General features: G+C 59.1%; 21 protein-coding genes. 15 read left to right on the plus strand and 6 right to left on the minus strand.

What is annotated here, in order from left to right:
* Positions 1-75: 75 nt before the first annotated feature.
* The 3 genes from AC3Y64_RS05105 to AC3Y64_RS05115 form a co-directional block, all read right to left on the minus strand.
* Positions 76-1,392 (minus strand): MFS transporter, encoded by a 1,317-nt coding sequence (locus AC3Y64_RS05105; protein ID WP_489986662.1) that lies wholly within the window; start codon positions 1,390-1,392, stop codon positions 76-78.
* Positions 1,393-1,609: 217 nt separating this feature from the next.
* On the minus strand, positions 1,610-2,851 hold the full coding sequence (locus AC3Y64_RS05110) for a transporter associated domain-containing protein (RefSeq protein WP_489986663.1): 1,242 nt from the start codon (positions 2,849-2,851) through the stop codon (positions 1,610-1,612).
* Between the two features lie 12 nt (positions 2,852-2,863).
* On the minus strand, positions 2,864-3,676 hold the full coding sequence (locus AC3Y64_RS05115) for a cytochrome C assembly family protein (RefSeq protein ID WP_034154823.1): 813 nt from the start codon (positions 3,674-3,676) through the stop codon (positions 2,864-2,866).
* A 210-nt stretch (positions 3,677-3,886) separates the two neighbouring features.
* Between AC3Y64_RS05115 and ffh the strand changes: the two genes are divergently transcribed.
* The 6 genes from ffh (at position 3,887) to AC3Y64_RS05145 (ending at position 7,962) form a co-directional block, all read left to right on the plus strand.
* Positions 3,887-5,263, plus strand: a complete 1,377-nt coding sequence (ffh, locus tag AC3Y64_RS05120) for a signal recognition particle protein (RefSeq protein WP_489986664.1) — start codon at positions 3,887-3,889, stop codon at positions 5,261-5,263.
* A 249-nt stretch (positions 5,264-5,512) separates the two neighbouring features.
* A complete protein-coding gene (gene rpsP, locus AC3Y64_RS05125; protein ID WP_003185073.1) occupies positions 5,513-5,764 on the plus strand; it encodes a 30S ribosomal protein S16 in 252 nt (83 codons plus the stop codon).
* 5 nt (positions 5,765-5,769) lie between these two features.
* Positions 5,770-6,306 (plus strand): ribosome maturation factor RimM, encoded by a 537-nt coding sequence (rimM, locus tag AC3Y64_RS05130; protein WP_064393256.1) that lies wholly within the window; start codon positions 5,770-5,772, stop codon positions 6,304-6,306.
* Between the two features lie 2 nt (positions 6,307-6,308).
* A complete protein-coding gene (trmD, locus tag AC3Y64_RS05135; RefSeq protein ID WP_008081628.1) occupies positions 6,309-7,061 on the plus strand; it encodes a tRNA (guanosine(37)-N1)-methyltransferase TrmD in 753 nt (250 codons plus the stop codon).
* A 45-nt stretch (positions 7,062-7,106) separates the two neighbouring features.
* Positions 7,107-7,457, plus strand: coding sequence for a 50S ribosomal protein L19 (gene rplS / locus AC3Y64_RS05140; RefSeq protein ID WP_003175895.1), 351 nt, complete (start codon positions 7,107-7,109; stop codon positions 7,455-7,457).
* Positions 7,458-7,548: 91 nt separating this feature from the next.
* Entirely contained in the window at positions 7,549-7,962 is a 414-nt protein-coding gene (locus AC3Y64_RS05145; RefSeq protein ID WP_038357747.1) for an acyl-CoA thioesterase, read from the plus strand.
* A 114-nt stretch (positions 7,963-8,076) separates the two neighbouring features.
* Here AC3Y64_RS05145 and AC3Y64_RS05150 read toward each other — a convergent pair whose 3' ends face one another.
* Positions 8,077-9,888 carry a cation:proton antiporter gene (locus tag AC3Y64_RS05150; protein WP_489986665.1) on the minus strand — a complete coding sequence of 604 codons (1,812 nt, stop codon included), beginning with the start codon at positions 9,886-9,888 and terminating at the stop codon, positions 8,077-8,079.
* 108 nt (positions 9,889-9,996) lie between these two features.
* Here AC3Y64_RS05150 and xerD point away from each other — a divergent pair, with 108 nt between their 5' ends.
* The 7 genes from xerD to AC3Y64_RS05185 all read left to right on the plus strand — a co-directional run bounded on the left by xerD (position 9,997) and on the right by AC3Y64_RS05185 (position 17,297).
* Positions 9,997-10,893, plus strand: a complete 897-nt coding sequence (gene xerD, locus AC3Y64_RS05155; protein ID WP_489986666.1) for a site-specific tyrosine recombinase XerD — start codon at positions 9,997-9,999, stop codon at positions 10,891-10,893.
* Positions 10,894-11,147: 254 nt separating this feature from the next.
* Positions 11,148-11,879 (plus strand): bifunctional protein-disulfide isomerase/oxidoreductase DsbC, encoded by a 732-nt coding sequence (dsbC, locus tag AC3Y64_RS05160; protein ID WP_064393252.1) that lies wholly within the window; start codon positions 11,148-11,150, stop codon positions 11,877-11,879.
* Positions 11,880-12,010: 131 nt separating this feature from the next.
* Positions 12,011-13,315: a homoserine dehydrogenase gene (locus AC3Y64_RS05165; RefSeq protein ID WP_489986667.1), complete on the plus strand. Its 1,305-nt coding sequence runs from the start codon at positions 12,011-12,013 to the stop codon at positions 13,313-13,315.
* 109 nt (positions 13,316-13,424) lie between these two features.
* The gene (gene thrC, locus AC3Y64_RS05170; protein ID WP_122595006.1) at positions 13,425-14,834 is read left to right on the plus strand and encodes a threonine synthase; all 1,410 of its coding nucleotides are present in this window, start codon (positions 13,425-13,427) and stop codon (positions 14,832-14,834) included.
* Positions 14,835-14,954: 120 nt separating this feature from the next.
* Entirely contained in the window at positions 14,955-16,328 is a 1,374-nt protein-coding gene (locus tag AC3Y64_RS05175; protein ID WP_489986668.1) for a transporter substrate-binding domain-containing protein, read from the plus strand.
* A gap of 116 nt (positions 16,329-16,444) precedes the next feature.
* Positions 16,445-16,852, plus strand: coding sequence for a response regulator (locus AC3Y64_RS05180; protein ID WP_489986669.1), 408 nt, complete (start codon positions 16,445-16,447; stop codon positions 16,850-16,852).
* 163 nt (positions 16,853-17,015) lie between these two features.
* Positions 17,016-17,297: a DUF3509 domain-containing protein gene (locus AC3Y64_RS05185; protein WP_122595003.1), complete on the plus strand. Its 282-nt coding sequence runs from the start codon at positions 17,016-17,018 to the stop codon at positions 17,295-17,297.
* Positions 17,298-17,472: 175 nt separating this feature from the next.
* Here AC3Y64_RS05185 and AC3Y64_RS05190 read toward each other — a convergent pair whose 3' ends face one another.
* Together AC3Y64_RS05190 and AC3Y64_RS05195 are read right to left on the minus strand one after the other, a co-directional pair.
* Positions 17,473-18,423, minus strand: a complete 951-nt coding sequence (locus tag AC3Y64_RS05190) for a TIGR02285 family protein (protein WP_489987923.1) — start codon at positions 18,421-18,423, stop codon at positions 17,473-17,475.
* Complete coding sequence (locus tag AC3Y64_RS05195) at positions 18,380-19,579, minus strand: CaiB/BaiF CoA transferase family protein (protein ID WP_489986670.1); 1,200 nt, start codon at positions 19,577-19,579, stop codon at positions 18,380-18,382. The genes AC3Y64_RS05190 and AC3Y64_RS05195 overlap by 44 nt, the downstream gene beginning before the upstream one ends.
* Positions 19,580-19,725: 146 nt before the next feature.
* On the opposite strand from AC3Y64_RS05195, the gene AC3Y64_RS05200 reads away from it, so the two are divergent.
* The gene (locus AC3Y64_RS05200; protein WP_007908961.1) at positions 19,726-20,268 is read left to right on the plus strand and encodes a YaeQ family protein; all 543 of its coding nucleotides are present in this window, start codon (positions 19,726-19,728) and stop codon (positions 20,266-20,268) included.
* Between the two features lie 54 nt (positions 20,269-20,322).
* Positions 20,323-22,032, plus strand: a complete 1,710-nt coding sequence (gene recJ / locus AC3Y64_RS05205) for a single-stranded-DNA-specific exonuclease RecJ (RefSeq protein WP_489986671.1) — start codon at positions 20,323-20,325, stop codon at positions 22,030-22,032.
* The last annotated feature ends 138 nt before the right edge of the window (positions 22,033-22,170 follow it).

The raw sequence follows: 22,170 nt of genomic DNA on the forward strand, positions 1-22,170 counted from the left end.
AGGATTTGGGTGAACACAGATCTGTGGCCAACCAATAACCCTGTGGGAGCTAGCCCTGCTAGCGATGCTTTTGCATCAGGCAACCTGATTCAGATCGTTATTGCGCGTTTCCTTCAGGCACAGCACCGCAATCAAACTCAGCACCGCCGCTGCCGACACATACCCGCCGACATAACTCAAACCACCCATCGCCACCAGTTTCTGCGCAAAGAACGGCGCCGCCGAGGCCCCGACAATGCCGCCCAGGTTATACGCCGCCGAAGCGCCGGTATAACGCACGTGGGTCGGGAACAGCTCTGGCAACAGCGCCCCCATCGGCGCGAACGTCACGCCCATCAAGAACAGCTCAATGCACAGAAACAGCGCCACGCCCCAGGTCGACCCCTGAGTCAGCAGTGGCTCCATCAAGAACCCGGAAAGAATTGCCAGCACGCCGCCGATGATCAGCACCGGTTTGCGTCCATAACGGTCGCTCGCCCAAGCGGACAACGGTGTGGCAGCAGCCATGAACAGCACGGCAAAGCACAGCAATCCGAGGAACGTCTCGCGGCTATAACCGAGGGTGGACACCCCGTAGCTCAAGGAAAACACCGTCGAGATATAGAACAGCGCATAGCACACCACCATCGCCGCTGCGCCCAGCAAGGTTGGCGCCCAGTATTGACTGAACAGCTCGACCAGCGGGATTTTTACCCGCTCCTGACGGGCGATGGCGTTGGCGAACACCGGCGTTTCGTGCAGTTTCAATCGTACGTACAGACCGACCATCACCAGCGCCGCGCTGAGCAGAAACGGAATCCGCCAGCCCCAACTGCGGAACTGCTCATCGGTGAGGGTCATGGCCAGGGTCAGGAACAATCCGTTGGCCGCAAGAAAGCCAATCGAGGGCCCAAGCTGCGGGAACATGCCGAACCACGCGCGTTTGCCTTTCGGCGCGTTTTCCGTGGCGAGGAGAGCAGCACCGCCCCATTCGCCGCCCAACCCCAGCCCTTGGCCGAAGCGCAGCACACACAACAGAATCGGCGCCCATGCGCCAATGGTGGCGTAACCCGGCAGCACGCCAATCAGCGTCGTACACACGCCCATCAATAGCAGCGAGGCAACCAGCGTCGACTTGCGCCCGATGCGGTCACCGAAGTGGCCGAACAGCGCCGACCCCAGCGGGCGGGCGAGGAAGGCGATGCCGAAGGTCAGAAATGCCGACAGCATCTGCGCGGTGCCTGAGGTCTGCGGAAAGAACACCGGCCCGATCACCAGCGCAGCCGCCGTGGCGTAAACATAGAAATCGTAGAACTCGATCGCGGTGCCGATAAAACTCGCCGTCGCCACGCGGGTGGCGGAGTTGGTTGGTTGGGCAGGCGCGGTGTCGCTGTAAGCGGTACTGGTCGTCATGCGGTGATCCCTGACAGTCATGAAATTATTATGGTCGAGCACCCAGGGATGTGGGATGAGGCGCGGTCGCTGTTTCAGGTAGGAACAATCGCCGGTGTAATGCAGAAATGGCCGAATCCTGTCAGGTGCGGGGTAAGCACGCGGTTCGGCGGCGCTTGGGTAAGCGCCTCGATTATAGGAAGGGGGCTAACGATTGAACAAGCGCAAAAAAAATCGTCTATCGAGCAGGCGTCAGAGCAGGCACGGCAGAGGTATGCCAGATCAGCACCTTGCTCACCCGGTTCTCCTCGGTCTCGAGAATCTCTAGCCGATAACGCCCGATTTTCAGGCAAACCGCGCTGTCCGGAATGGTTTCCAGCGCCTCGGTGACCAGGCCATTGAGGGTCTTCGGCCCGTCGCTCGGCAAATGCCAGCCCAGGCATTTGTTCAATTCGCGGATCGAGGCGGCACCTTCAATCACCATGCGGCCATCGGCCTGAGGATGAATGTGCGGATTATCGAGGCTGTGCTCGCTTTCGAATTCGCCGACGATCTCTTCGAGAATGTCTTCCAGGGTGACGATCCCGAGTACTTCGCCGTACTCGTCAACCACCATGCCCAGACGCCGTTGTTGTTTGTGGAAATTCAGCAGTTGCAGTTGCAGTGGCGTGCTTTCCGGGACGAAGTACGGTTCGTAACTGGCTGCCATCAAGGCTTCGAGCGTCAGATCGCCGTTGCCCAGCAGATGACGGATCTGTCGGGTATTGAGTACGGCTTCAACCTGGTTGATGTCACTGTGGAACATCGGCAGACGCGTACGTTTGTTGTGGCGCAGTTGCTCAATGATCTCTTCGATCGAATCGTCGAGGTTGATGCCGTCGACGTCACTGCGCGGCACCAGGATGTCGTTGACGGTGATGTTGTCCAGCGCATGAATGCCCGAAACCGGGTGCGCGTGAACCGGGTGCTCCGGATCGTCGTAACGGTCGGCGGGTGCGTCATCTTCGCTCTGCTGGACGACTTTGACCTTGCGCACAAACGGACTCATCAGCAGGCCGCTAATACGACTGAACACCCAGGCAAACGGGTAAACAATCTTCAGCGGCACCGCCAGCAAGGTATTGCCGAATGCCAGCACAGCATCGGGATAACGCTGAGCGACAGTGCGCGGGAAGTAATCGGCAAATACCAGCAGAATTGCCCCAGCGCCAAGGCATGCTGCCCATGGGCCGTTTTCTTCGCAGAGGAAAATCGCCAGCAGCGTCGCGATCACCACCGCGAGCGCGCGGCACAGGGTATTGCAAAGGATGAGGCTGTCGAGCGGGAAGCTCAGCTTCGCCAGCGGTTTATCGCTGGCGCGTGAGGCGGTGCGTTGCGCGAGCAGGTGCTGCTGCGCGATTTCGACGGCGGTAAACAGCCCCGACCATAAAATCAGCAGGACAAATACCGCGAGCATCGGCCCTATGGGCAAACCGTCCATTTATGCCGCCCGTCAGATGTGCAGGATGTATTCGCGAACCAGCTTGCTGCCGAAATACGCCAACATCAGCAGGCAGAAACCGGCGAGGGTCCAGCGGATCGCCTTGTGACCGCGCCAACCGAGACGGTTGCGGCCCCACAGCAGCACGCTGAACACAATCCAGGCCAGGCACGCCAGCAGAGTTTTATGTACCAGATGCTGGGCGAACAGGTTCTCGACGAACAGCCAGCCGGAGATCAGCGACAGCGACAGCAGCGTCCAGCCAGCCCAGAGGAACCCGAACAGCAGGCTTTCCATGGTTTGCAACGGCGGGAAATTCTTGATCAGCCCGGACGGATGCTTGTGCTTGAGCTGGTGGTCTTGCACCAGCAGCAGCAAGGCCTGGAACACCGCGATGGTAAACATGCCGTAAGCAAGGATCGACAACAGAATGTGCGCAAGGATGCCCGGCTCTTCGTCGATGATCTGCACCGTGCCGGTCGGCGCGAACTGCGCCAGCAGCACGGTGATCGCGCCCAGCGGGAACAGCAGCACCAGCAGGTTTTCCACCGGGATTCGTGAGCAGGCGATCAGGGTCAGGGCAATCACCGCCGCCGCGATCAGGCTGGAGGCGCTGAAGAAGTCCAGGCCCAGACCGATCGGCGTCAACAAGTGAGTGAGCAGGCTGGCGGCGTGGGCCACCACGGCGAGCGCGCCGAGGCTGACCAGCAGGCGCTTGTTCGCCTTGGCGCCGGTGGCCAAGCGGGTGCTCTGATAAAGGGTCGCAGCGGCATATAGAAGGGCGGCGGCGAGGGTGGTCAATAAGCTGGGTGACAAGGGGAGCATAAATCCTGTTAGGCAAGCCCGAAAGGGGCTGAGTTTGGCATAGAACCGCCATGGCACGAAAGACTCAGGAAGCTGACAGCGAGGTGTCCGCCAGCCGCAGTCTTCGCTATAATCCGCGACCTGCCCACGCCGCAGGCTCGCCGAGCACATGTTGATTCCGGTCTGGGCCGCCATTATCCCGGTCTACACAGGGCCTGAAAGGATCGCGCAATGTTTGAAAACTTAACCGACCGTCTCTCGCAGACGCTGCGCCATGTCACCGGCAAGGCGAAGCTGACCGAGGACAATATCAAAGACACCCTGCGCGAAGTGCGCATGGCGTTGCTCGAAGCCGACGTCGCCCTGCCGGTGGTCAAGGACTTCGTCAATTCGGTCAAGGAGCGCGCTGTCGGCACCGAGGTGTCGCGCAGCCTGACGCCGGGCCAGGCGTTCGTGAAGATCGTCCAGGCCGAACTCGAAAGCCTGATGGGCGCGGCCAACGAAGATTTGAACCTGAGCGCCGTGCCACCTGCCGTCATTCTGATGGCCGGTCTGCAGGGCGCCGGTAAAACCACCACTGCCGGCAAACTGGCGCGCTTCCTCAAAGAGCGCAAGAAGAAGTCGGTCATGGTCGTGTCGGCGGACGTTTACCGTCCTGCGGCTATTAAACAGCTGGAAACCCTGGCCAACGATATCGGCGTGACGTTCTTCCCGTCCGACCTGAGCCAGAAGCCGGTCGACATCGCCACGGCGGCTATTAAAGAAGCAAAACTGAAATTCATCGACGTGGTAATCGTCGACACCGCCGGTCGTCTGCACATCGACGAAGAGATGATGGGCGAGATCAAGGCGCTGCACGCCGCGATCAACCCGGTCGAAACCCTGTTCGTGGTTGACGCCATGACCGGTCAGGACGCCGCCAACACGGCCAAGGCCTTCGGTGATGCTCTGCCGCTGACCGGTGTGATCCTGACCAAGGTCGACGGCGACGCCCGTGGCGGTGCCGCATTGTCTGTACGCGCCATCACTGGCAAGCCGATCAAGTTCATCGGTATGGGCGAGAAGAGCGAAGCGCTCGATCCGTTCCACCCTGAACGTATCGCCTCGCGCATCCTCGGCATGGGCGACGTGCTCAGCCTGATCGAACAGGCCGAAGCGACCCTCGACAAGGACAAGGCCGACAAACTGGCCAAGAAGCTGAAGAAGGGCAAGGGCTTCGACCTCGAAGACTTCCGCGATCAGCTGCAACAGATGAAGAACATGGGCGGCCTCGGCGGCCTCATGGACAAACTGCCGAGCATCGGCGGCGTCAACCTGTCGCAAATGGGCAGTGCCCAGAATGCCGCAGAGAAGCAATTCAAGCAGATGGAAGCCATCATCAATTCCATGACCCCGGCCGAGCGCCGCGACCCTGAGCTGATCAGCGGTTCGCGCAAACGCCGGATCGCCATGGGTTCCGGCACTCAGGTGCAGGACATCGGTCGCTTGATCAAGCAGCACAAGCAGATGCAGAAGATGATGAAGAAATTCACCGCCAAAGGCGGAATGGCGAAAATGATGCGCGGCATGGGCGGAATGTTGCCCGGCGGCGGCATGCCAAAGATGTAAAGACTTCGCCGGTCGTCGCACCGGCGCAGACCCTGCAAGGACGCAGGATCAACAGCAAACCCGCACTCGGCGGGAGCTGACTGGCCGTTTTCATCGACGGCTCTATATGCAGATCTGCACGGCATGCCATAGGCGCCGGAAAAAGTCATTTGCAAAAGTCCGGATATTCCTTAGAATATGCGGCCTTTCGGGCACCCATGCCCGCTGTGCATTTAGATTTGCAGCACCGACTACAGGAACGATGTTCACATGCTAACAATCCGTCTTGCCCTTGGCGGCTCCAAAAAGCGCCCGTTTTACCACCTGACCGTAACCGACTCGCGTAACCCGCGTGACGGCTCCCACAAAGAACAGGTTGGTTTCTTCAACCCTGTTGCCCGTGGTCAGGAAATCCGTCTGTCCGTGAACCAAGAGCGCGTAGCCTACTGGCTGAGCGTTGGTGCACAGCCTTCTGAGCGTGTTGCTCAGTTGCTGAAGGAATCTGCAAAGGCTGCGGCCTGAGCAATATGAACGCGACGCCTGCTGTTGCCGATGATTTGATCGTTATTGGCAAAATTTATTCTGTTCATGGCGTTCGCGGCGAAGTGAAGGTTTATTCCTTTACTGATCCGACTGAAAACCTGTTGCAGTACAAAACCTGGACGCTCAAGCGCGAAGGCAATGTCAAACAGGTCGAGCTGGTCAGTGGACGCGGGAGCGACAAGTTCCTGGTCGCAAAGCTCAAGGGTCTTGATGATCGTGAAGAAGCTCGTCTTCTGGCCGGTTATGAGATCTGCGTGCCGCGCAATCTGTTCGCTGAATTGACCGACGGTGAGTACTACTGGTACCAGCTGGAAGGTCTGAAGGTAATCGACACCCTTGGGCAATTGCTCGGGAAAATCGATCATCTTCTGGAAACCGGCGCCAATGATGTAATGGTAGTCAAGCCTTGCGCTGGCAGCCTGGATGATCGCGAACGCCTGTTGCCCTATACGGAGCAATGCGTGTTGGCCATCGACCTGGCAGCGGGCGAGATGAAGGTGGATTGGGACGCGGACTTCTAAGCGTGGCTAACTTGCGCGTAGAAGTGATCAGTTTGTTTCCCGAGATGTTTTCCGCCATTGGCGACTACGGCATCACCAGTCGTGCGGTCAAACAGGGGCTCTTGCAGCTGACCTGTTGGAATCCGCGAGATTACACGACGGATCGGCATCACACTGTGGACGATCGCCCGTTTGGCGGTGGTCCGGGCATGGTGATGAAGATCAAGCCCCTGGAAGATGCTCTGGTTCAGGCCAAGGCAGCAGCCGGGGAGGCGGCGAAGGTGATTTACCTGTCCCCCCAAGGCCGTCAACTGACTCAGTCGGCGGTACGCGAGTTGGCACAATCGGATGCATTGATCCTGATTGCCGGCCGCTATGAAGGCATTGACGAGCGTTTTATTGAAGCTCATGTCGATGAAGAGTGGTCGATTGGCGACTATGTACTGTCTGGCGGCGAGCTGCCGGCGATGGTCCTGATCGATGCGGTTACACGACTGCTGCCTGGAGCTTTAGGGCATGCGGACTCCGCCGAGGAAGATTCCTTTACGGATGGTCTGCTGGATTGCCCGCACTACACCCGACCTGAGGTGTATGCGGATCAGCGTGTACCCGACGTGTTGCTGAGTGGCAACCACGCGCATATCCGGCGTTGGCGTTTACAGCAGTCCCTTGGTAGGACCTTTGAACGACGCGCCGATCTTCTGGAAAGCCGCTCGCTTTCTGGAGAAGAGAAGAAGCTGCTCGAGGAATACATCCGCGAGCGGGACGATAGTTAACAACGTATCGATGGTAGATCGAACGATTTACCTTAGGAGCACAGCATGACTAACAAAATCATCCTTGCACTCGAAGCAGAGCAGATGACCAAAGAAATCCCTACCTTCGCCCCAGGCGACACTATTGTCGTTCAGGTGAAAGTGAAGGAAGGCGATCGTTCCCGTCTGCAAGCGTTCGAAGGCGTTGTAATCGCCAAGCGTAACCGCGGCGTGAACAGTGCGTTCACCGTTCGTAAAATCTCCAACGGTGTTGGCGTAGAACGTACTTTCCAGACCTACTCCCCGCAGATCGACAGCATGGCTGTTAAACGTCGCGGTGACGTACGTAAAGCCAAGCTGTACTACCTGCGCGATCTGTCGGGTAAAGCAGCTCGCATCAAGGAAAAACTGGCTTAAGTCCAGCTTCCGATGCAGAAAAAAGCAGCCTACGGGCTGCTTTTTTGTTGCCTGCAATTTATTCACCGTACTTTCGTTTCAGGCCAGAACCATGACCACCCGCGACCAGGAAATCGAACGCCGCACCGAACTCTCGGTGACACGCGTAACCAAAGCCGTCTTCCCGCCGACCACTAACCATCACAACACCCTGTTCGGCGGCACTGCGCTGGCGTGGATGGACGAAGTGTCGTTCATCACCGCCACTCGTTTCTGTCGTTTGCCGTTGGTGACCGTTTCCACCGACCGTATCGACTTCAATCACGCGATCCCGGCGGGCTCGATCGTTGAGCTTGTGGGGAAAGTGATCAAGGTCGGCAACACCAGCCTTAAGGTCGAGGTGGAAGTGTTTGTCGAGAGCATGAGTTGTGATGGTCGCGAGAAGGCGATCCATGGGCAGTTCAGCTTTGTCGCCATTGATGATGACAAGCGGCCGGTGCCGGTGCTGCCGGGTTTTGCGGCTTGATTTGATACCGCGTCGCTACCATCGCTGGCAAGCCAGCTCCCACAGGTTATGTGTCGAGCATAAAAGCTGTGAACTACACAATATCTGTGGGAGCTGGCTTGCCAGCGATTCGATTTAAGCAGCGCCGCTGCTCTCAGGCTGAATCAACGCCAACAGCGTCCACCCCGACCCAGGCTTCACCGCCGTCTCCGGCGTCACCACGTGCACCCAGCCACTGTCGTCACGCATGAACAGCAACGTCGCACGGCTACCATGCAGCGCCTGGTAGTCCTCCCAGCCAAAACCATCAGTCAACGTTGTGCTGTACAACTCGGCACCCTGGCCCATCTGGCTGGCCAGTTTCGCGTAGGTGAACGCCTCGCTGCCCAATTGATTGCCACGATGCTCGAGGCTCGCCCGATGCTTGTCGCTACGCCGGCTCTCATGGCCGCTGGCCAGGCCAAACAGTCGCTGGTGGCCGAAATCATGACGAAAGCGCATCGCTGCCAAGGTATTGAGTTCACCCGACGGCGACAGCGCCAGCAAATGCCCCAGCCCGACCAGATCCAGATGCGCATCGGCATGCTGCGAAGCCGGGTTGCCGAAATACGTCGGCAAGCCTTCCATGCGCGCGGCACGAATGTTTTCCCAGCTTGAATCCGTCAGCAGCACGCGGCTGCCCAGTTGCTGCAGCGATTTGCCCAGCTCCCGCGCCGGGCCATTGGCGCCGACGATCAGGAATCCACTCGGTGCCGGTTCGGCGACCTTCAGCAGGCGTGCCAGCGGTCGCGCCGTGGCGCTTTGCAGCACGACGGTGCCGATGATCACGGCAAAGGTCAGTGGCACCAGCAGCAGCGCACCTTCATGTCCGGCTTCGTGCAGGCGAATCGCGAAAATTGCCGATACCGCCGCCGCAACAATCCCCCGTGGCGCAATCCAGCACAGCAACGCACGCTCCCGCCAGCTCAGGCTTGAGCCAGCCGTGCTGAGCAAAACGTTCAGTGGCCGGGCGATCAGCTGGATCACCAGCAGCAGAATCAATACCAGTGGCCCGAGGCCGATCAAGGCGTACAAGTCCAACCGTGCCGCCAACAGAATGAACAACCCGGAAATCAGCAGCACGCTGAGATTTTCCTTGAAGTGCAGAATGTGTCGCACGTCCACACCCTTCATGTTCGCCAGCCACATGCCCATCAGCGTGACCGCCAGCAGGCCGGACTCGTGCATCACTTCGTTGGCGGCAATGAAAATCCCCAGCACCGCCGCCAACGACGCGAGGTTGTGCAGGTATTCCGGCAACCATTGCCGACGAATAATCGTCCCCAGCACCCAGCCACCGACAATCCCGAACACTGCGCCGCACAGAATCACTCCGCCGAAGGTAAACAGACTCTGTTTGAGCCCATGGCCCTCGGCGCTGGCGATGATGAAGCTGTACACCACAACGGCGAGCAGGGCGCCGATTGGATCAATGACGATGCCTTCCCAGCGCAGGATGTTGGCGATCGAGGCTTTCGGCCGCACCACACGCAGCATCGGCACGATCACCGTCGGGCCGGTGACCAGTGTCAGGCTGCCGAAGAGGATGGCCAGCATCCAGTCGAAGCCGAGCAGATAGTGGGTGGCGACCGCGATAACCACCCAGGTCGAGAGCGCGCCAATGGTCACCAAGCGATGGACGACGCTGCCGATCTCTTTCCATTCCGACAGGTGCAGGGTCAGGCTACCCTCGAACAGAATCAGTGCCACCGCCAGTGACACCAGCGGCATCAACAGCGGGCCGAACATTTCCTGCGGGTCGAGCCAGCCCAGTACCGGCCCGACCAGAATGCCGGTCAACAACAGAAACAGAATCGCCGGCAGCTTCAGGCGCCAGGCCAGCCATTGGCAACCCAGCGCTGCTGCGCCTATCCCGCCAAATGCCAATAGAATTTGCTGCTCGTTCATTGATGCTCCCTGTTCCTTGAAATTGCGGGCTATGAAAGACTAGCGCCCATTCCTACAGTTCACTCTACATTTGCGCACAGTCCTTGAGACTGTGTGTCTTGAGCGCCCATGCCTGCCATCGACCATCCACTGATTGATCAATTCCTCGACGCGTTATGGCTGGAAAAAGGCCTGTCCGACAACACCCGCGGCGCTTATCGCAGCGATCTGGCGCTGTTCAACGGCTGGCTGCGGGAAAAGAACCTGGAGCTGATCAACGCCGGCCGTGAGCTGATCCTCGATCATCTGGCCTGGCGTCTGGAGCAGAATTACAAACCGCGTTCCACGGCGAGATTTCTCTCCGGTGTGCGTGGCTTTTATCGCTATCTGCTGCGTGAAAAAATGATCAGCGTTGATCCGACCTTGCGCGTGGAAATGCCGCAACTGGGTCGGCCGTTGCCCAAATCCTTGTCGGAAGCCGACGTCGAGGCGCTGCTCAAGGCACCCGATCTGAGCGAAGCCATCGGCCAGCGGGATCGGGCCATGCTTGAAGTGCTGTACGCCTGCGGTTTGCGGGTGACCGAACTGGTCAGCCTGACGCTGGAGCAGGTCAACTTGCGCCAAGGCGTGCTGCGGGTGATGGGCAAGGGCAGCAAGGAACGGCTGGTACCAATGGGCGAGGAGGCGATCGTCTGGGTCGAGCGCTACATGCGCGATGGTCGCGGCGAGTTGCTCGGCGGGCGGCCCAGCGATGTGCTGTTCCCCAGCCAGCGCGGCGAGCAGATGACCCGCCAAACGTTCTGGCACCGCATCAAGCATCAGGCCAAGGTCGCCGGGATCGGCAAGTCGCTGTCGCCGCACACCTTGCGTCACGCGTTTGCCACGCACTTGCTTAACCATGGCGCGGACTTGCGCGTGGTGCAGATGTTGCTCGGCCACAGCGACCTGTCCACCACGCAAATCTACACCCACGTCGCCCGCGCCCGATTGCAGGAGCTGCACGCCAAACATCATCCGCGCGGCTGAACACACGATTGTCTGTAGGAGCTGCCGAAGGCTGCGATCTTTTGATGTTGTTTTTCTTGAAATCAAAAGCAAGATCAAAAGATCGCAGCCTTCGGCAGCTCCTACATAAAGCGGTGTGATCTATGGCGACAGGCGCATTCGGCCACCGTGACCTTATGTGTTAGGCTTTGCCGGTTTGCACGATGGACGGTTATGACCCGGTGTTCCGGCACGGGCGTTCTGACCGTTTCATTTGTCCGCCTTCAGGAGTTCTCATGCGTCTGACCCAGATTTTCGCCGCCGCAGCCATTGCGTTGGTCAGCACCTTTGCCGTCGCCGATGACGCGGCTGATAAAGCTATTCGTAAAAGCCTGGAAAACCTCCAGCTCGAAGTTCCGGTCGAGAGCATTTCCGCCAGCCCGTTGCCGGGCATGTACGAAGTCAAGCTCAAGGGCAGCCGTGTGCTGTACGCCAGCGCCGACGGCCAATACGTGGTGCAGGGCTATCTGTTCCAGCTCAAGGACGGTAAGCCGGTCAACCTGACCGAGAAGACCGAGCGCCTGGGCATTTCCAAACTGATCAACGACATTCCGGTTGCCGAAACCGTGGTCTACCCGGCCGTGGGCGAAACCAAATCGCACATCACCGTGTTCACCGACACCACTTGCCCGTACTGCCACAAGCTGCACGCCGAAGTGCCGGAGCTGAACAAGCGCGGCATCGAAGTGCGCTACGTCGCGTTCCCGCGCCAAGGCCTGGGCTCGCCGGGTGACGAGCAACTGCAAGCCGTGTGGTGCTCGAAAGACAAGAAAGCGGCCATGGACAAAATGGTCGATGGCAAGGAAATCAAGGCCGCCAAGTGCGAGAACCCGGTTTCCAAACAGTTCGCCCTCGGTCAGTCGATTGGCGTGAACGGTACACCGGCCATCGTTTTGGCTGACGGACAAGTCATTCCGGGCTACCAGCCTGCGCCACAAGTCGCCAAACTGGCACTGGGCGCCAAGTAATTCGCATCGTCACGGTCAGCCTTTGACGATCATGGTCCGGCAGCGACATCGCCGGGCCATTAATAGAGAGCCGCGAGCACGCGGTTGTTTTCCGGCCGACCCTGAGTCGGCCGTTTTATGGGGAGTTCACAGTGAATCCGGTCAAAGTAGGCATCTGTGGGTTAGGGACCGTCGGTGGCGGGACCTTCAACGTACTTCAGCGCAACGCCGAGGAAATTGCTCGTCGTGCCGGGCGTGGGATTGAAGTGGCACAAATTGCCATGCGCACGCCAAAGCCTCAGTTCCAGACGACCGGTATTGCGATTACCAACGATGTCTTCGAAGTGGCCACGAACCCTGAGATCGACATCGTCATAGAGCTGATGGGCGGCTACACCGTTGCCCGCGAGCTGGTACTCAAGGCCATCGAGAATGGCAAGCATGTGGTCACCGCGAACAAGGCTCTGATTGCCGTTCACGGTAATGAAATTTTCGCCAAGGCACGCGAGAAAGGCGTGATCGTGGCGTTCGAAGCGGCCGTGGCCGGTGGCATTCCGGTGATCAAGGCGATCCGTGAAGGCCTGTCCGCCAACCGGATCAATTGGGTCGCCGGGATCATCAACGGCACGGGCAACTTCATCCTCACCGAAATGCGTGAGAAGGGCCGTACCTTCGAAGACGTGCTGGCCGAAGCGCAAGCGCTGGGTTATGCCGAAGCCGATCCGACCTTCGACGTTGAAGGCATCGACGCCGCGCACAAGCTGACGATTCTGGCTTCCATCGCGTTCGGCATTCCGCTGCAATTCGACAAGGCTTACACCGAAGGCATCACCAAGCTGACCACTGCTGACGTTAATTACGCTGAAGCACTGGGCTATCGCATCAAGCACCTCGGTGTGGCGCGCAGCACTGCCGCTGGCATCGAGTTGCGCGTTCACCCGACGCTGATCCCGGCTGATCGTCTGATCGCCAACGTCAACGGCGTGATGAACGCGGTGATGGTCAACGGTGACGCCGCTGGTTCCACGCTGTTCTACGGCGCTGGCGCTGGCATGGAGCCAACCGCTTCCTCGGTGATCGCCGATCTGGTCGACGTGGTTCGCGCCATGACGTCCGATCCGGAAAACCGCGTGCCGCACTTGGCCTTCCAGCCGGATTCGCTGTCGGCTCACCCGATCCTGCCGATCGAAGACTGCGAAAGCGCTTATTACCTGCGCATTCAGGCCAAGGACCATCCGGGCGTACTCGCTCAGGTGGCGAGCATCCTCTCGGAGCGCGGCATCAACATCGAGTCGATCATGCAGAAGGAAGTCGAGGAACACGACGGTCTGGTGCCAATGATCCTGCTGACCCACCGCGTGGTCGAGCAGCGTATCAACGATGCCATCGCCGCCCTCGAAGCGCTGGCCGGCGTGAATGGTCCGGTTGTCCGGATCCGCGTCGAGCACCTGAACTAAACAGAAGCAGCTGCAAGCCTCGAGCTTCAAGCTGCAAGTAAAAGCACAGCCGCTTTTCACTTGTAGCTTGCAGCTTACGGCTTGAAGCCCAAACCGAAGGTTTGAAATCATGCGTTATATCAGTACCCGCGGCCAGGCACCGGCCCTGAATTTCGAAGACGTCCTGTTGGCTGGTCTGGCGACCGACGGCGGTCTGTACGTTCCGGAAAACCTGCCACGTTTCACCCAGGAAGAAATCGCTTCCTGGGCCGGCTTGCCGTATCACGAGCTGGCTTTCCGGGTCATGCGCCCGTTCGTCACCGGCAGCATTCCCGATGCCGATTTCAAAAAGATCCTTGAAGAAACCTACGGCGTGTTCGCCCACAGCGCCGTGGCGCCGCTGCGTCAGCTGAACGGCAACGAATGGGTGCTGGAGCTGTTCCACGGCCCGACCCTGGCGTTCAAGGACTTCGCCCTGCAACTGCTCGGTCGTCTGCTCGACTACGTGCTGGAAAAGCGCGGCGAGCGCGTAGTGATCGTCGGCGCCACTTCCGGTGATACCGGTTCGGCCGCCATCGAAGGCTGCAAGCACTGCGAAAATGTCGACATCTTCATCCTGCATCCGCACAAGCGCGTGTCGGAAGTGCAGCGTCGGCAGATGACCACGATTTTCGGTGAGAACATCCACAACATTGCCATCGAAGGCAACTTCGATGACTGCCAGGAAATGGTCAAGAACAGCTTCGCTGACCAGAGCTTCCTCAAAGGTACGCGTCTGGTTGCGGTGAACTCGATCAACTGGGCGCGGATCATGGCCCAGATCGTTTATTACTTCCATGCGTCCCTGCAGTTGGGCGGCCCGGCGCGTTCGGTGTCGTTCTCGGTGCCGACCGGCAACTTCGGCGACATCTTCGCCGGCTACCTGGCGCGCAACATGGGCCTGCCGATCAACCAGTTGATCGTCGCCACCAACCGCAACGACATCCTGCACCGCTTCATGAGCGGCAATCAGTACGTCAAGGAAACCCTGCACGCCACGCTGTCGCCGTCGATGGACATCATGGTCTCGTCGAACTTCGAACGCCTGCTGTTCGACCTGCACGGTCGCAACGGCGCGGCGATTGCCGGTTTGATGGATTCGTTCAAGCAGGGCGGCGGTTTCAGTGTCGAGCAAGAGCGCTGGACCGAAGCGCGCAAACTGTTCGACTCGCTGGCCGTGGATGACGCACAAACCTGCGAAACCATCGCTGAAGTCTACGAGCAGACCGGCGAAGTGCTGGATCCGCACACCGCCATCGGTGTGAAAGCTGCGCGTGAATGCCGTCGCAGTCTGGACATCCCTATGGTCATCCTGGGCACCGCTCACCCGGTGAAATTCCCTGAGGCCGTAGAGAAAGCCGGTGTAGGAAAAGCGCTCGAGCTACCTGCACATCTTTCTGATTTGTTTGAGCGAAACGAGCGCTGCACCGTTCTGCCAAACGAGCTGAAAGCCGTGCAAGCCTTTGTCAGCCAGCATGGCAACCGCGGCAAGCCGCTTTAAGCCTGTAAAAGCTGTCACATTTTGAAGCCCGTCTCCTGACGGGCTTTTTTGTTTCTGCTGCCACACTGCTCGGGTTTTCACCTACGAAGGACGGGTGAGTCGATCACGAAGGATGTGGCAATGGGGTTTGAGCAAGGATTGAGACCAGTCTTGAACTGGGTATTTTTTTTAAGCTGGCTGCTGGTCGGCGCCAGCAGTAGCGCTGCACAGTTGGTGCGGCACGAGACAAGCAAGTTGCCAAACATCGAACCGATCGCCCTCGATGCCCGGGAGCGTCAGTGGATACGAGACAACCCACGGGTCGTTGTCGCTTCGGTGCAATATCCGTTGTATCTGTTTCAGGATGAGCATGGCCGCTGGAGCGGGCTGAACAACGATGTACTGCAGCGCATCAGCAGCATGACCGGTCTGCGTTTCGAGCACGAAGAGTCATTCTCCACCGACCAGATGCTTGAACGTCTGGAGAACGGTACGGCTGATATGAGCACGACGCTGGCAATGACAGAAACACGCAGGGAGTTTCTTGAATTCAGTCATGCGTTCGGCGGCGCGGGTTGGGTAATTGTCGGTCGCGTGAGTGAGCCGCGGTTGAGTTCGCTGGAGCAACTGGCTAAACGGGTATTGGTTTTACCGGCCCGGCATGCGCTGGAAGAAATCATCCGCCGGGAGCATCCATCCATCGAACTGCGGCTGGTCAAGACGTATGCGGAGGCCCGTGCATTGGTGGAAAGTGGCGAAGCCTACGCCACGATCGAGAACGAAATCGGCGCCCAGTTACATCCCTCAGGGCTGCTCAAGGTGGGCGACGTGCTTGAGGGCAGATGGGAGGCGGATCATCTGGCGATACGCAAAGGGCAGCCGGAGTTGTTGAGTGTGATCAACAAAGCGCTGAGTGCGTTTTCAGCGACGGACTTGCGCGCCATTCGCCTGAAATGGCTGGATGGCATTGCACCACCGCCGGAGCCTCCGCTCTGGCAGCGAATCATCGAGCCAGGCTGCTGGGCAATGGGTGTCGTCGGTTTTTTCGGATTGCTGTCGATGGTCTGGAATCGCCGCCTGACCGCTTTGATCAAACAGCGGCGAGAGGCCGAGCGTTCCCTGAGTGATCAGTTGGCTTTCCAGCATGCGCTGATCGATGCGATGCCTGATCCGATGTTTGTGCGTGACCTCGAAGGGCGGCTGATCATGTGCAATCGCAGTTACGAAGAAGCACTTTCAGTGCGCCAGGATCAAGTGCACGGGCGCTTGCTGTTCGAGGTCGACGCGCTCCCCCAGGCGACGGCGATGATGCTCCACGACGAGTTCATGGCGCAGTTACAGACGCGCAAGCCACGCTTCAGCAAACGCCAGTTACTGTTCAACAACGGCCCCCGCGACATCTACCAATGGACCGTACCGTTCTATAGCGCCGACGGCCAATTGCGTGGCTTGCTCGGCGGCTGGACTGACATCAGCCAGCGTCGCGCCGAGAACGGCTGTCGATGTCTGCAATGAAGTTGGGAAAAGTCCTATGTGATGTGACGCCTTTTCCGATGTGAGGCTGAGGAAGGCTGTCCTAGAGTGGACAGCCACTGCGGTGGCAAACCGCGAATGTCGCTCAGAGGTCGCCCATGCGTTCGCTAAAAGTCCTGATCCTCGAACACAATCCGTTTCAGTTGATGGCTTTGCATCAGATGCTCAATGCTATCGGCATCTATGATGTGTTGACGGCGCCCACACTCGCTTCAGCGTTACGCTCACTGCGGCATCGCGGCGACGTCGACATCGCGATCTGCGATCCGCAGCTCAAAGGCGGCGAGGGGGTGGCGCTGATTCGGCATCTGTGCCAGCGGCAACAGGCGCATGCCTTGATTCTGCTGGGGCGCGCGTCTCCAAGCCTGCTCAAGGGGCTCGACTTCATTCTCCTCGAACACGAACTCAAACTACTGGGGCGTCTGCAAACGCCGGTGTCGGCGGTGCTGATGCGCAGTCTGGTGGATGATTATTTGCTGTCCAGCCGACGGGCAGCCAGTGTTTGACGCGAGCCGTTATGTTTCTGTCATCTTCACTCGGCATGCTCTGAAAGACCGGTGACGCTCAAGGAAGACGCCCGGGTTGCAGAACTTTCTTCTCGGGCCGGCGGTCATTTAATGTGAACACGCCCCAGGCACACAGTTTTCGGACTAATGAGTGGAGATCGAGATGGAAAGTATCAGTCTATTGCTCGGTGAGGCTCTGAGCCCGTATCAAGTGACGTTGACCCCTCGCGGTAGCCATGGCGAATGCCTGGTGACGTTGAAGAACAGTAGCGGCGCGATCGTGGTGGAGCGCGAGTTCAATCAGGCTCAGTTGAGCGACAAACGCTTGCTGACCGATGTGGTTGACGGCTTGCACCGTGATGTCCTGATCGCCGAAGGGCGGCTTGAGCCCTGTGTCATCGCGGCATTGCGCAACGCAGCCCTGGATAAACGTCCGGCGCTGTAAAGATGAAATATTTTTTGTGGGAACCTTCCTGCATCCCTGTCAGTCAGACCTCGTAACAGCAGGATCAAGCATTGTGCTCCGGTGCTTGTCGCTTGCTGCTACGGGTCCTTTGTAGACCACGTTTAACCCCGAGTCGTCTCCCCACTTCTCGGGGTTTCTTTTGCCCGGCGTTTGCCTATTGTGCTGCCTGATGCTCAAAAAACAGGCGGGCCTGCTCCAGATAATCCTCGCGCCTGTCGGGATCGAGCCACGCGGCGTACAGCTCATTCAGACGATCGTGGGGCAGGGTGCGCAGCAGATGGTTGATCTCGGTGATGGCTTGACGTCCCTGGGTGGTGTCGGAACATGCCACGTAACCTGACAGATATTTGCCGTTGCCCTTAATCGGGTAAAACTCCAGCTCATCTTCATTGATCTGTGCCTGTTTCGCCTGATAGCGAATCTCCGGCCAATAGCCCAACACCACCTGCAACCGGCCCAGTCGCTGCATCGACAGTAGATTGCTCAGCGCATCGTTGCCGTAGTGCGCTGTCAATGCGCCGCTGGGTGCTTGATGCAACCGGGTGTCAATGAACTCTCCATAGCTGCGCTCGGCAACGACGCCGACTTTGCGGTCAGTCGCGGCCAGCAACGCCGAAAGATCCACTTCACCGTCGATCAGATACGGTTCGAGCACATCGCGATCCTGTTGGCGCACCACCAAGCCATTGGCCACCGCGCGAATCGCCGGGATCGAATACGCCACCCACTGCGCGCGCTCTTTGCTCCACAGCAGAGCGGGGTCGCAGGCGAAGGGGTTCTCATGAAGCATTTGCAGGCCGCGGGCGCGATTGACCCGCATCACTTTGTGTTCGTATTGGGGCATGCCGGCCATGAGCATCGGCATCAGTTGATCGATCACGCCCTGACCCTTTTTAGGGCCTTCGAAAATGGTCAGGGGCGGCAGATCACGCAGCAACCAGATCAACGTCGGTTTTGCTTGAGCCCCGGCGGACAGGGCCAGCAGAAATAACAGACCGAACATCCGCCATGTCCACCAGTGCCGGGCGCGGTTGTCGGGTGATGATGGCTGGCGCTTCAGCTTAAATGGCTCCGTCTTCGCGCAGTCGGGCGATCTGTGTCTCATCGTAGCCAAGATCGTTAAGTACCTGCGCATTGTGTTCGCCGAGTTGCGGTCCGACCCATTCGGAAGAGCCCGGTGTCTCAGAGAGTTTCGGCACAATGCCGGGCATCTTGAAGTCCTTGCCGTCCGGCAGCTTGGCATGCAGGAACATTTCCCGAGCCAGGTACTGCGGATCGTTGAACATGTCTTCGGCACTGAAGATCCGGCTGACCGGCACCTCGGCCTGATTGAGCAGGTCGAGTACGGATTGCAGCGGCAGCGAATTGACCCAGCGATCGATCACGCCATACAACTCGTCGCGGCGACTGTCGCGGCCGTCGTTGCTGGCCAGCGTCGGGTCGTTGGCGAGGTCTTCGCGACCGATGATCAGCATGAAGCGCTTGAAGATCGCATCGCCATTGGCGCCGATCTGCACGTGCTTGCCGTCGGCGCTGGTGTGGATGGAGGAGGGCGTAATGCCGGGCATGATATTGCCGGTGCGCTCGCGGATGAAGCCGAATACATCGAACTCCGGCACCATGCTTTCCATCATTGCGAAAATCGCTTCGTACAAAGCCACATCGACCACTTGGCCGGTGCCGCCGTTGACTTCACGATGCCGCAGCGCCATCAGTGCGCCGATCACACCCCACAGCGCGGCAATCGAATCGCCAATGGAAATCCCTGTGCGCACTGGCGGGCGGTCTTCGAAACCGGTGATGTACCGCAAGCCTCCCATGGATTCGCCGACCGCGCCGAAGCCGGGCTGATCTTTCATCGGCCCGGTCTGACCGAAACCGGACAGGCGCACCATCACCAGTTTCGGGTTGAGCGCGTGCAGGGTTTCCCAACTCAGGCCAAGTTTTTCCAGGACACCGGGACGGAAGTTCTCGATGAGGATGTCGGCTTCAGCGAGCAGCTTTTTCAGAATCGCCAAACCGTCCGGGTGTTTCAGGTTCAGGGTCAGTGACTTCTTGTTGCGCGCCTGCACGAACCACCACAGAGAGGTGCCTTCGTACAATTTGCGCCACTTGCGCAGGGGATCACCGCCGTCCGGCGATTCGATCTTGATCACTTCAGCGCCGAACTCGCCGCAAATACGCGAGGCAAACGGGCCGGCAATCAACGTACCCAATTCAATGACTTTCACACCCGAGAGCGGTTTGTTGGCGAACGGCATACTGAATCCTGTAGGACAAGGCTGTGCGGATACAGCGTTTTAACATAGCCGGCTGTCAGACGCCGCAGCTTGATCGCCATCAATTCGATGATTGCCTACCGCATCGGTTAGACTTGCCGACTTTCCTCGTATCAAGAAGCCCGTTCATGGCCCAGCCGTCCACTACCTACAAGTTTGAACTGAACCTCACCGATCTCGACCGCAGCGTCTACGAGAGCGTCAAGCAGACCATCGCCCGTCACCCTTCGGAAACCGAAGAACGCATGACCGTGCGGCTGCTGGCCTATGCGCTCTGGTACAACGAGCAGTTGTCGTTCGGCCGTGGTCTGTCAGACGTGGATGAACCTGCGCTGTGGGAAAAGAGCCTGGACGACCGTGTTCTGCACTGGATCGAAGTCGGCCAGCCAGATGCCGATCGCCTCACCTGGTGCTCGCGTCGCACCGAGCGCACCAGCCTGCTAGCCTACGGCAGCCTGCGTGTCTGGGAAACCAAGGTGATCCCGGCGATCAAGAACCTGAAGAACGTCAACATCGCCGCCGTCCCGCAGGAAGTGCTGGAGACGCTGGCCAAGGACATGCCTCGCGTCATCAAGTGGGACGTGATGATCAGCGAGGGGACGATCTTCGTCACCGACGACCGTGGTCAGCACGAAGTCCAGTTGCAATGGCTGCAAGGCGAGCGCGGCTGATCCTGCGCTACTGCTGATTATTCCCACGTATTCAAGAGAAGTCTCCGTCACCCCATGCGTATCGAACCTCGTCAACTGCCTGCCACTTTGCCCTTTCTCGGTGATATCCCGCCGCTGCTGACCCGCCTGTATGCGGCACGGGGCGTGCAGTCCGAGGCAGAACTGGACAAGAGCCTGGCGCGGTTGATTCCGTTCCAGCAGCTCAAGGGCATCGATGCGGCGGTGGACTTGCTGGTGACGGCGCTGGAGCAACGTCAGCGCATCCTCATCGTCGGCGACTTCGATGCGGATGGTGCGACGGCCAGCACGGTCGGCATGCTCGGCTTGCGTTTGCTCGGTGCGGCGCACGTCGATTATCTGGTGCCGAACCGCTTTGAATATGGCTACGGCCTGACCCCGGAAATCGTCGAAGTCGCGATGACCCGTGAGCCGCATTTGCTGGTCACCGTCGACAACGGTATCTCCAGCGTCGAAGGTGTGGCCGCCGCCAAGCGCCATGGCCTCAAAGTGCTGATCACTGACCACCACTTGCCGGGCGATGAACTGCCGCAGGCCGATGCGCTGGTCAATCCGAACCAGCCGGGCTGCGAATTTCCGAGCAAGGCATTGGCCGGCGTCGGGGTGATTTTCTACGTGTTGATGGCATTGCGCGCGCGGTTGCGCAGCCTCGGCTGGTACGAGAACAAGCCGCAGCCGAACATCGGTGAGCTGCTGGATCTGGTGGCGCTGGGTAGCGTTGCCGACGTGGTGCCGCTGGACGCCAACAACCGGATTCTGGTGCATCAAGGTCTTGAACGCATTCGCGCCGGTCGCGCACGGCCGGGGATCAAAGCGATCCTTGAAGTGGCCAAGCGAGACGCCGCCCGCATCACTTCCACGGATCTGGGGTTTATCGTCGGCCCGCGCCTGAACGCCGCCGGGCGTCTGGACGACATGAGCCTGGGCATCGAATGCCTGCTCACCGCCGACGCCAACAAGGCCCGGGAAAAGGCCGCGCAGCTGGACGGCATGAACCAGGATCGAAAATCCATCGAGCAGGGCATGCAGCGTGAAGCGCTGGCGCAGCTCAAGGACTTGCCGGTGGAATCAATGCCGTTTGGTCTGTGTCTGTTCGATCCAGAGTGGCACCAAGGCGTTATCGGTATTCTCGCCTCACGCATGAAAGAACGTTATTTCCGTCCGACCATTGCCTTTGCCGATGCGGGTGATGGTTTGCTCAAGGGCTCGGGGCGCTCGGTGCAGGGCTTCCATATTCGTGACGCGCTGAGCGTCGTGGCGGCGCAGCATCCGAACCTGATCGCCAAGTACGGTGGCCATGCGATGGCCGCCGGTCTGACCTTGCCGCAAGAGAATTTTCCGCTGTTCGCCGAGGCATTTGACGCTGAGGTGCGTAGGCAACTTCGCGAGGAAGACCTGACCGGGCGCATGCTCTCGGACGGCACGCTGGCGGTGGAAGAATTCCACCTCGAACTGGCCCGCGCCCTGCGCCACGCCGGGCCTTGGGGGCAGCACTTCCCGGAGCCGCTGTTCCATGGCGTGTTTCAGTTAGTCGAGCAGCGTGTGGTCGGCGAGCGACACCTGAAAGTCGTGCTGAAAAGCGAGTGTGGCTCGGTGAAGCTGGATGGCATTGCGTTTGGGATTGACCGCGATATCTGGCCGAACCCGACGATTCAGTGGGTTGAGCTGGCTTATAAGCTCGACGTTAACGAGTTTCGGGGGAATGAGACTGTTCAGTTGATGATTGCTCATATCGAACCACGCTGAAGCCGAAAGCATCCGTTCACACACTGAATCACTCTGAACCCTCCCTCATCCTCGGTTGTCGACTAGGCTCTAAGCACTGCTTGATTGGCCTTGTGACGTCTTGTCGAATTTTTTGCCCGCGGGGGCGGGTGCTGCACC

The sequence above is a fragment of the Pseudomonas sp. 4CAES_32.4 genome, assembly GCF_058136335.1.

Bases quoted from the DNA above. Each gene is read 5' to 3' on its own strand.
- AC3Y64_RS05105 (WP_489986662.1), bottom strand. From the start codon at position 1,392: ATGACGACCAGTACCGCTTACAGCGACACCGCGCCTGCCCAACCAACC.
- AC3Y64_RS05110 (WP_489986663.1), bottom strand. From the start codon at position 2,851: ATGGACGGTTTGCCCATAGGGCCGATGCTCGCGGTATTTGTCCTGCTG.
- AC3Y64_RS05115 (WP_034154823.1), bottom strand. From the start codon at position 3,676: ATGCTCCCCTTGTCACCCAGCTTATTGACCACCCTCGCCGCCGCCCTT.
- ffh (WP_489986664.1), top strand. From the start codon at position 3,887: ATGTTTGAAAACTTAACCGACCGTCTCTCGCAGACGCTGCGCCATGTC.
- rpsP (WP_003185073.1), top strand. From the start codon at position 5,513: ATGCTAACAATCCGTCTTGCCCTTGGCGGCTCCAAAAAGCGCCCGTTT.
- rimM (WP_064393256.1), top strand. From the start codon at position 5,770: ATGAACGCGACGCCTGCTGTTGCCGATGATTTGATCGTTATTGGCAAA.
- rplS (WP_003175895.1), top strand. From the start codon at position 7,107: ATGACTAACAAAATCATCCTTGCACTCGAAGCAGAGCAGATGACCAAA.
- AC3Y64_RS05145 (WP_038357747.1), top strand. From the start codon at position 7,549: ATGACCACCCGCGACCAGGAAATCGAACGCCGCACCGAACTCTCGGTG.
- AC3Y64_RS05150 (WP_489986665.1), bottom strand. From the start codon at position 9,888: ATGAACGAGCAGCAAATTCTATTGGCATTTGGCGGGATAGGCGCAGCA.
- xerD (WP_489986666.1), top strand. From the start codon at position 9,997: ATGCCTGCCATCGACCATCCACTGATTGATCAATTCCTCGACGCGTTA.
- dsbC (WP_064393252.1), top strand. From the start codon at position 11,148: ATGCGTCTGACCCAGATTTTCGCCGCCGCAGCCATTGCGTTGGTCAGC.
- thrC (WP_122595006.1), top strand. From the start codon at position 13,425: ATGCGTTATATCAGTACCCGCGGCCAGGCACCGGCCCTGAATTTCGAA.
- AC3Y64_RS05175 (WP_489986668.1), top strand. From the start codon at position 14,955: ATGGGGTTTGAGCAAGGATTGAGACCAGTCTTGAACTGGGTATTTTTT.
- AC3Y64_RS05180 (WP_489986669.1), top strand. From the start codon at position 16,445: ATGCGTTCGCTAAAAGTCCTGATCCTCGAACACAATCCGTTTCAGTTG.
- AC3Y64_RS05185 (WP_122595003.1), top strand. From the start codon at position 17,016: ATGGAAAGTATCAGTCTATTGCTCGGTGAGGCTCTGAGCCCGTATCAA.
- AC3Y64_RS05190 (WP_489987923.1), bottom strand. From the start codon at position 18,423: ATGAGACACAGATCGCCCGACTGCGCGAAGACGGAGCCATTTAAGCTG.
- AC3Y64_RS05195 (WP_489986670.1), bottom strand. From the start codon at position 19,579: ATGCCGTTCGCCAACAAACCGCTCTCGGGTGTGAAAGTCATTGAATTG.
- AC3Y64_RS05200 (WP_007908961.1), top strand. From the start codon at position 19,726: ATGGCCCAGCCGTCCACTACCTACAAGTTTGAACTGAACCTCACCGAT.
- recJ (WP_489986671.1), top strand. From the start codon at position 20,323: ATGCGTATCGAACCTCGTCAACTGCCTGCCACTTTGCCCTTTCTCGGT.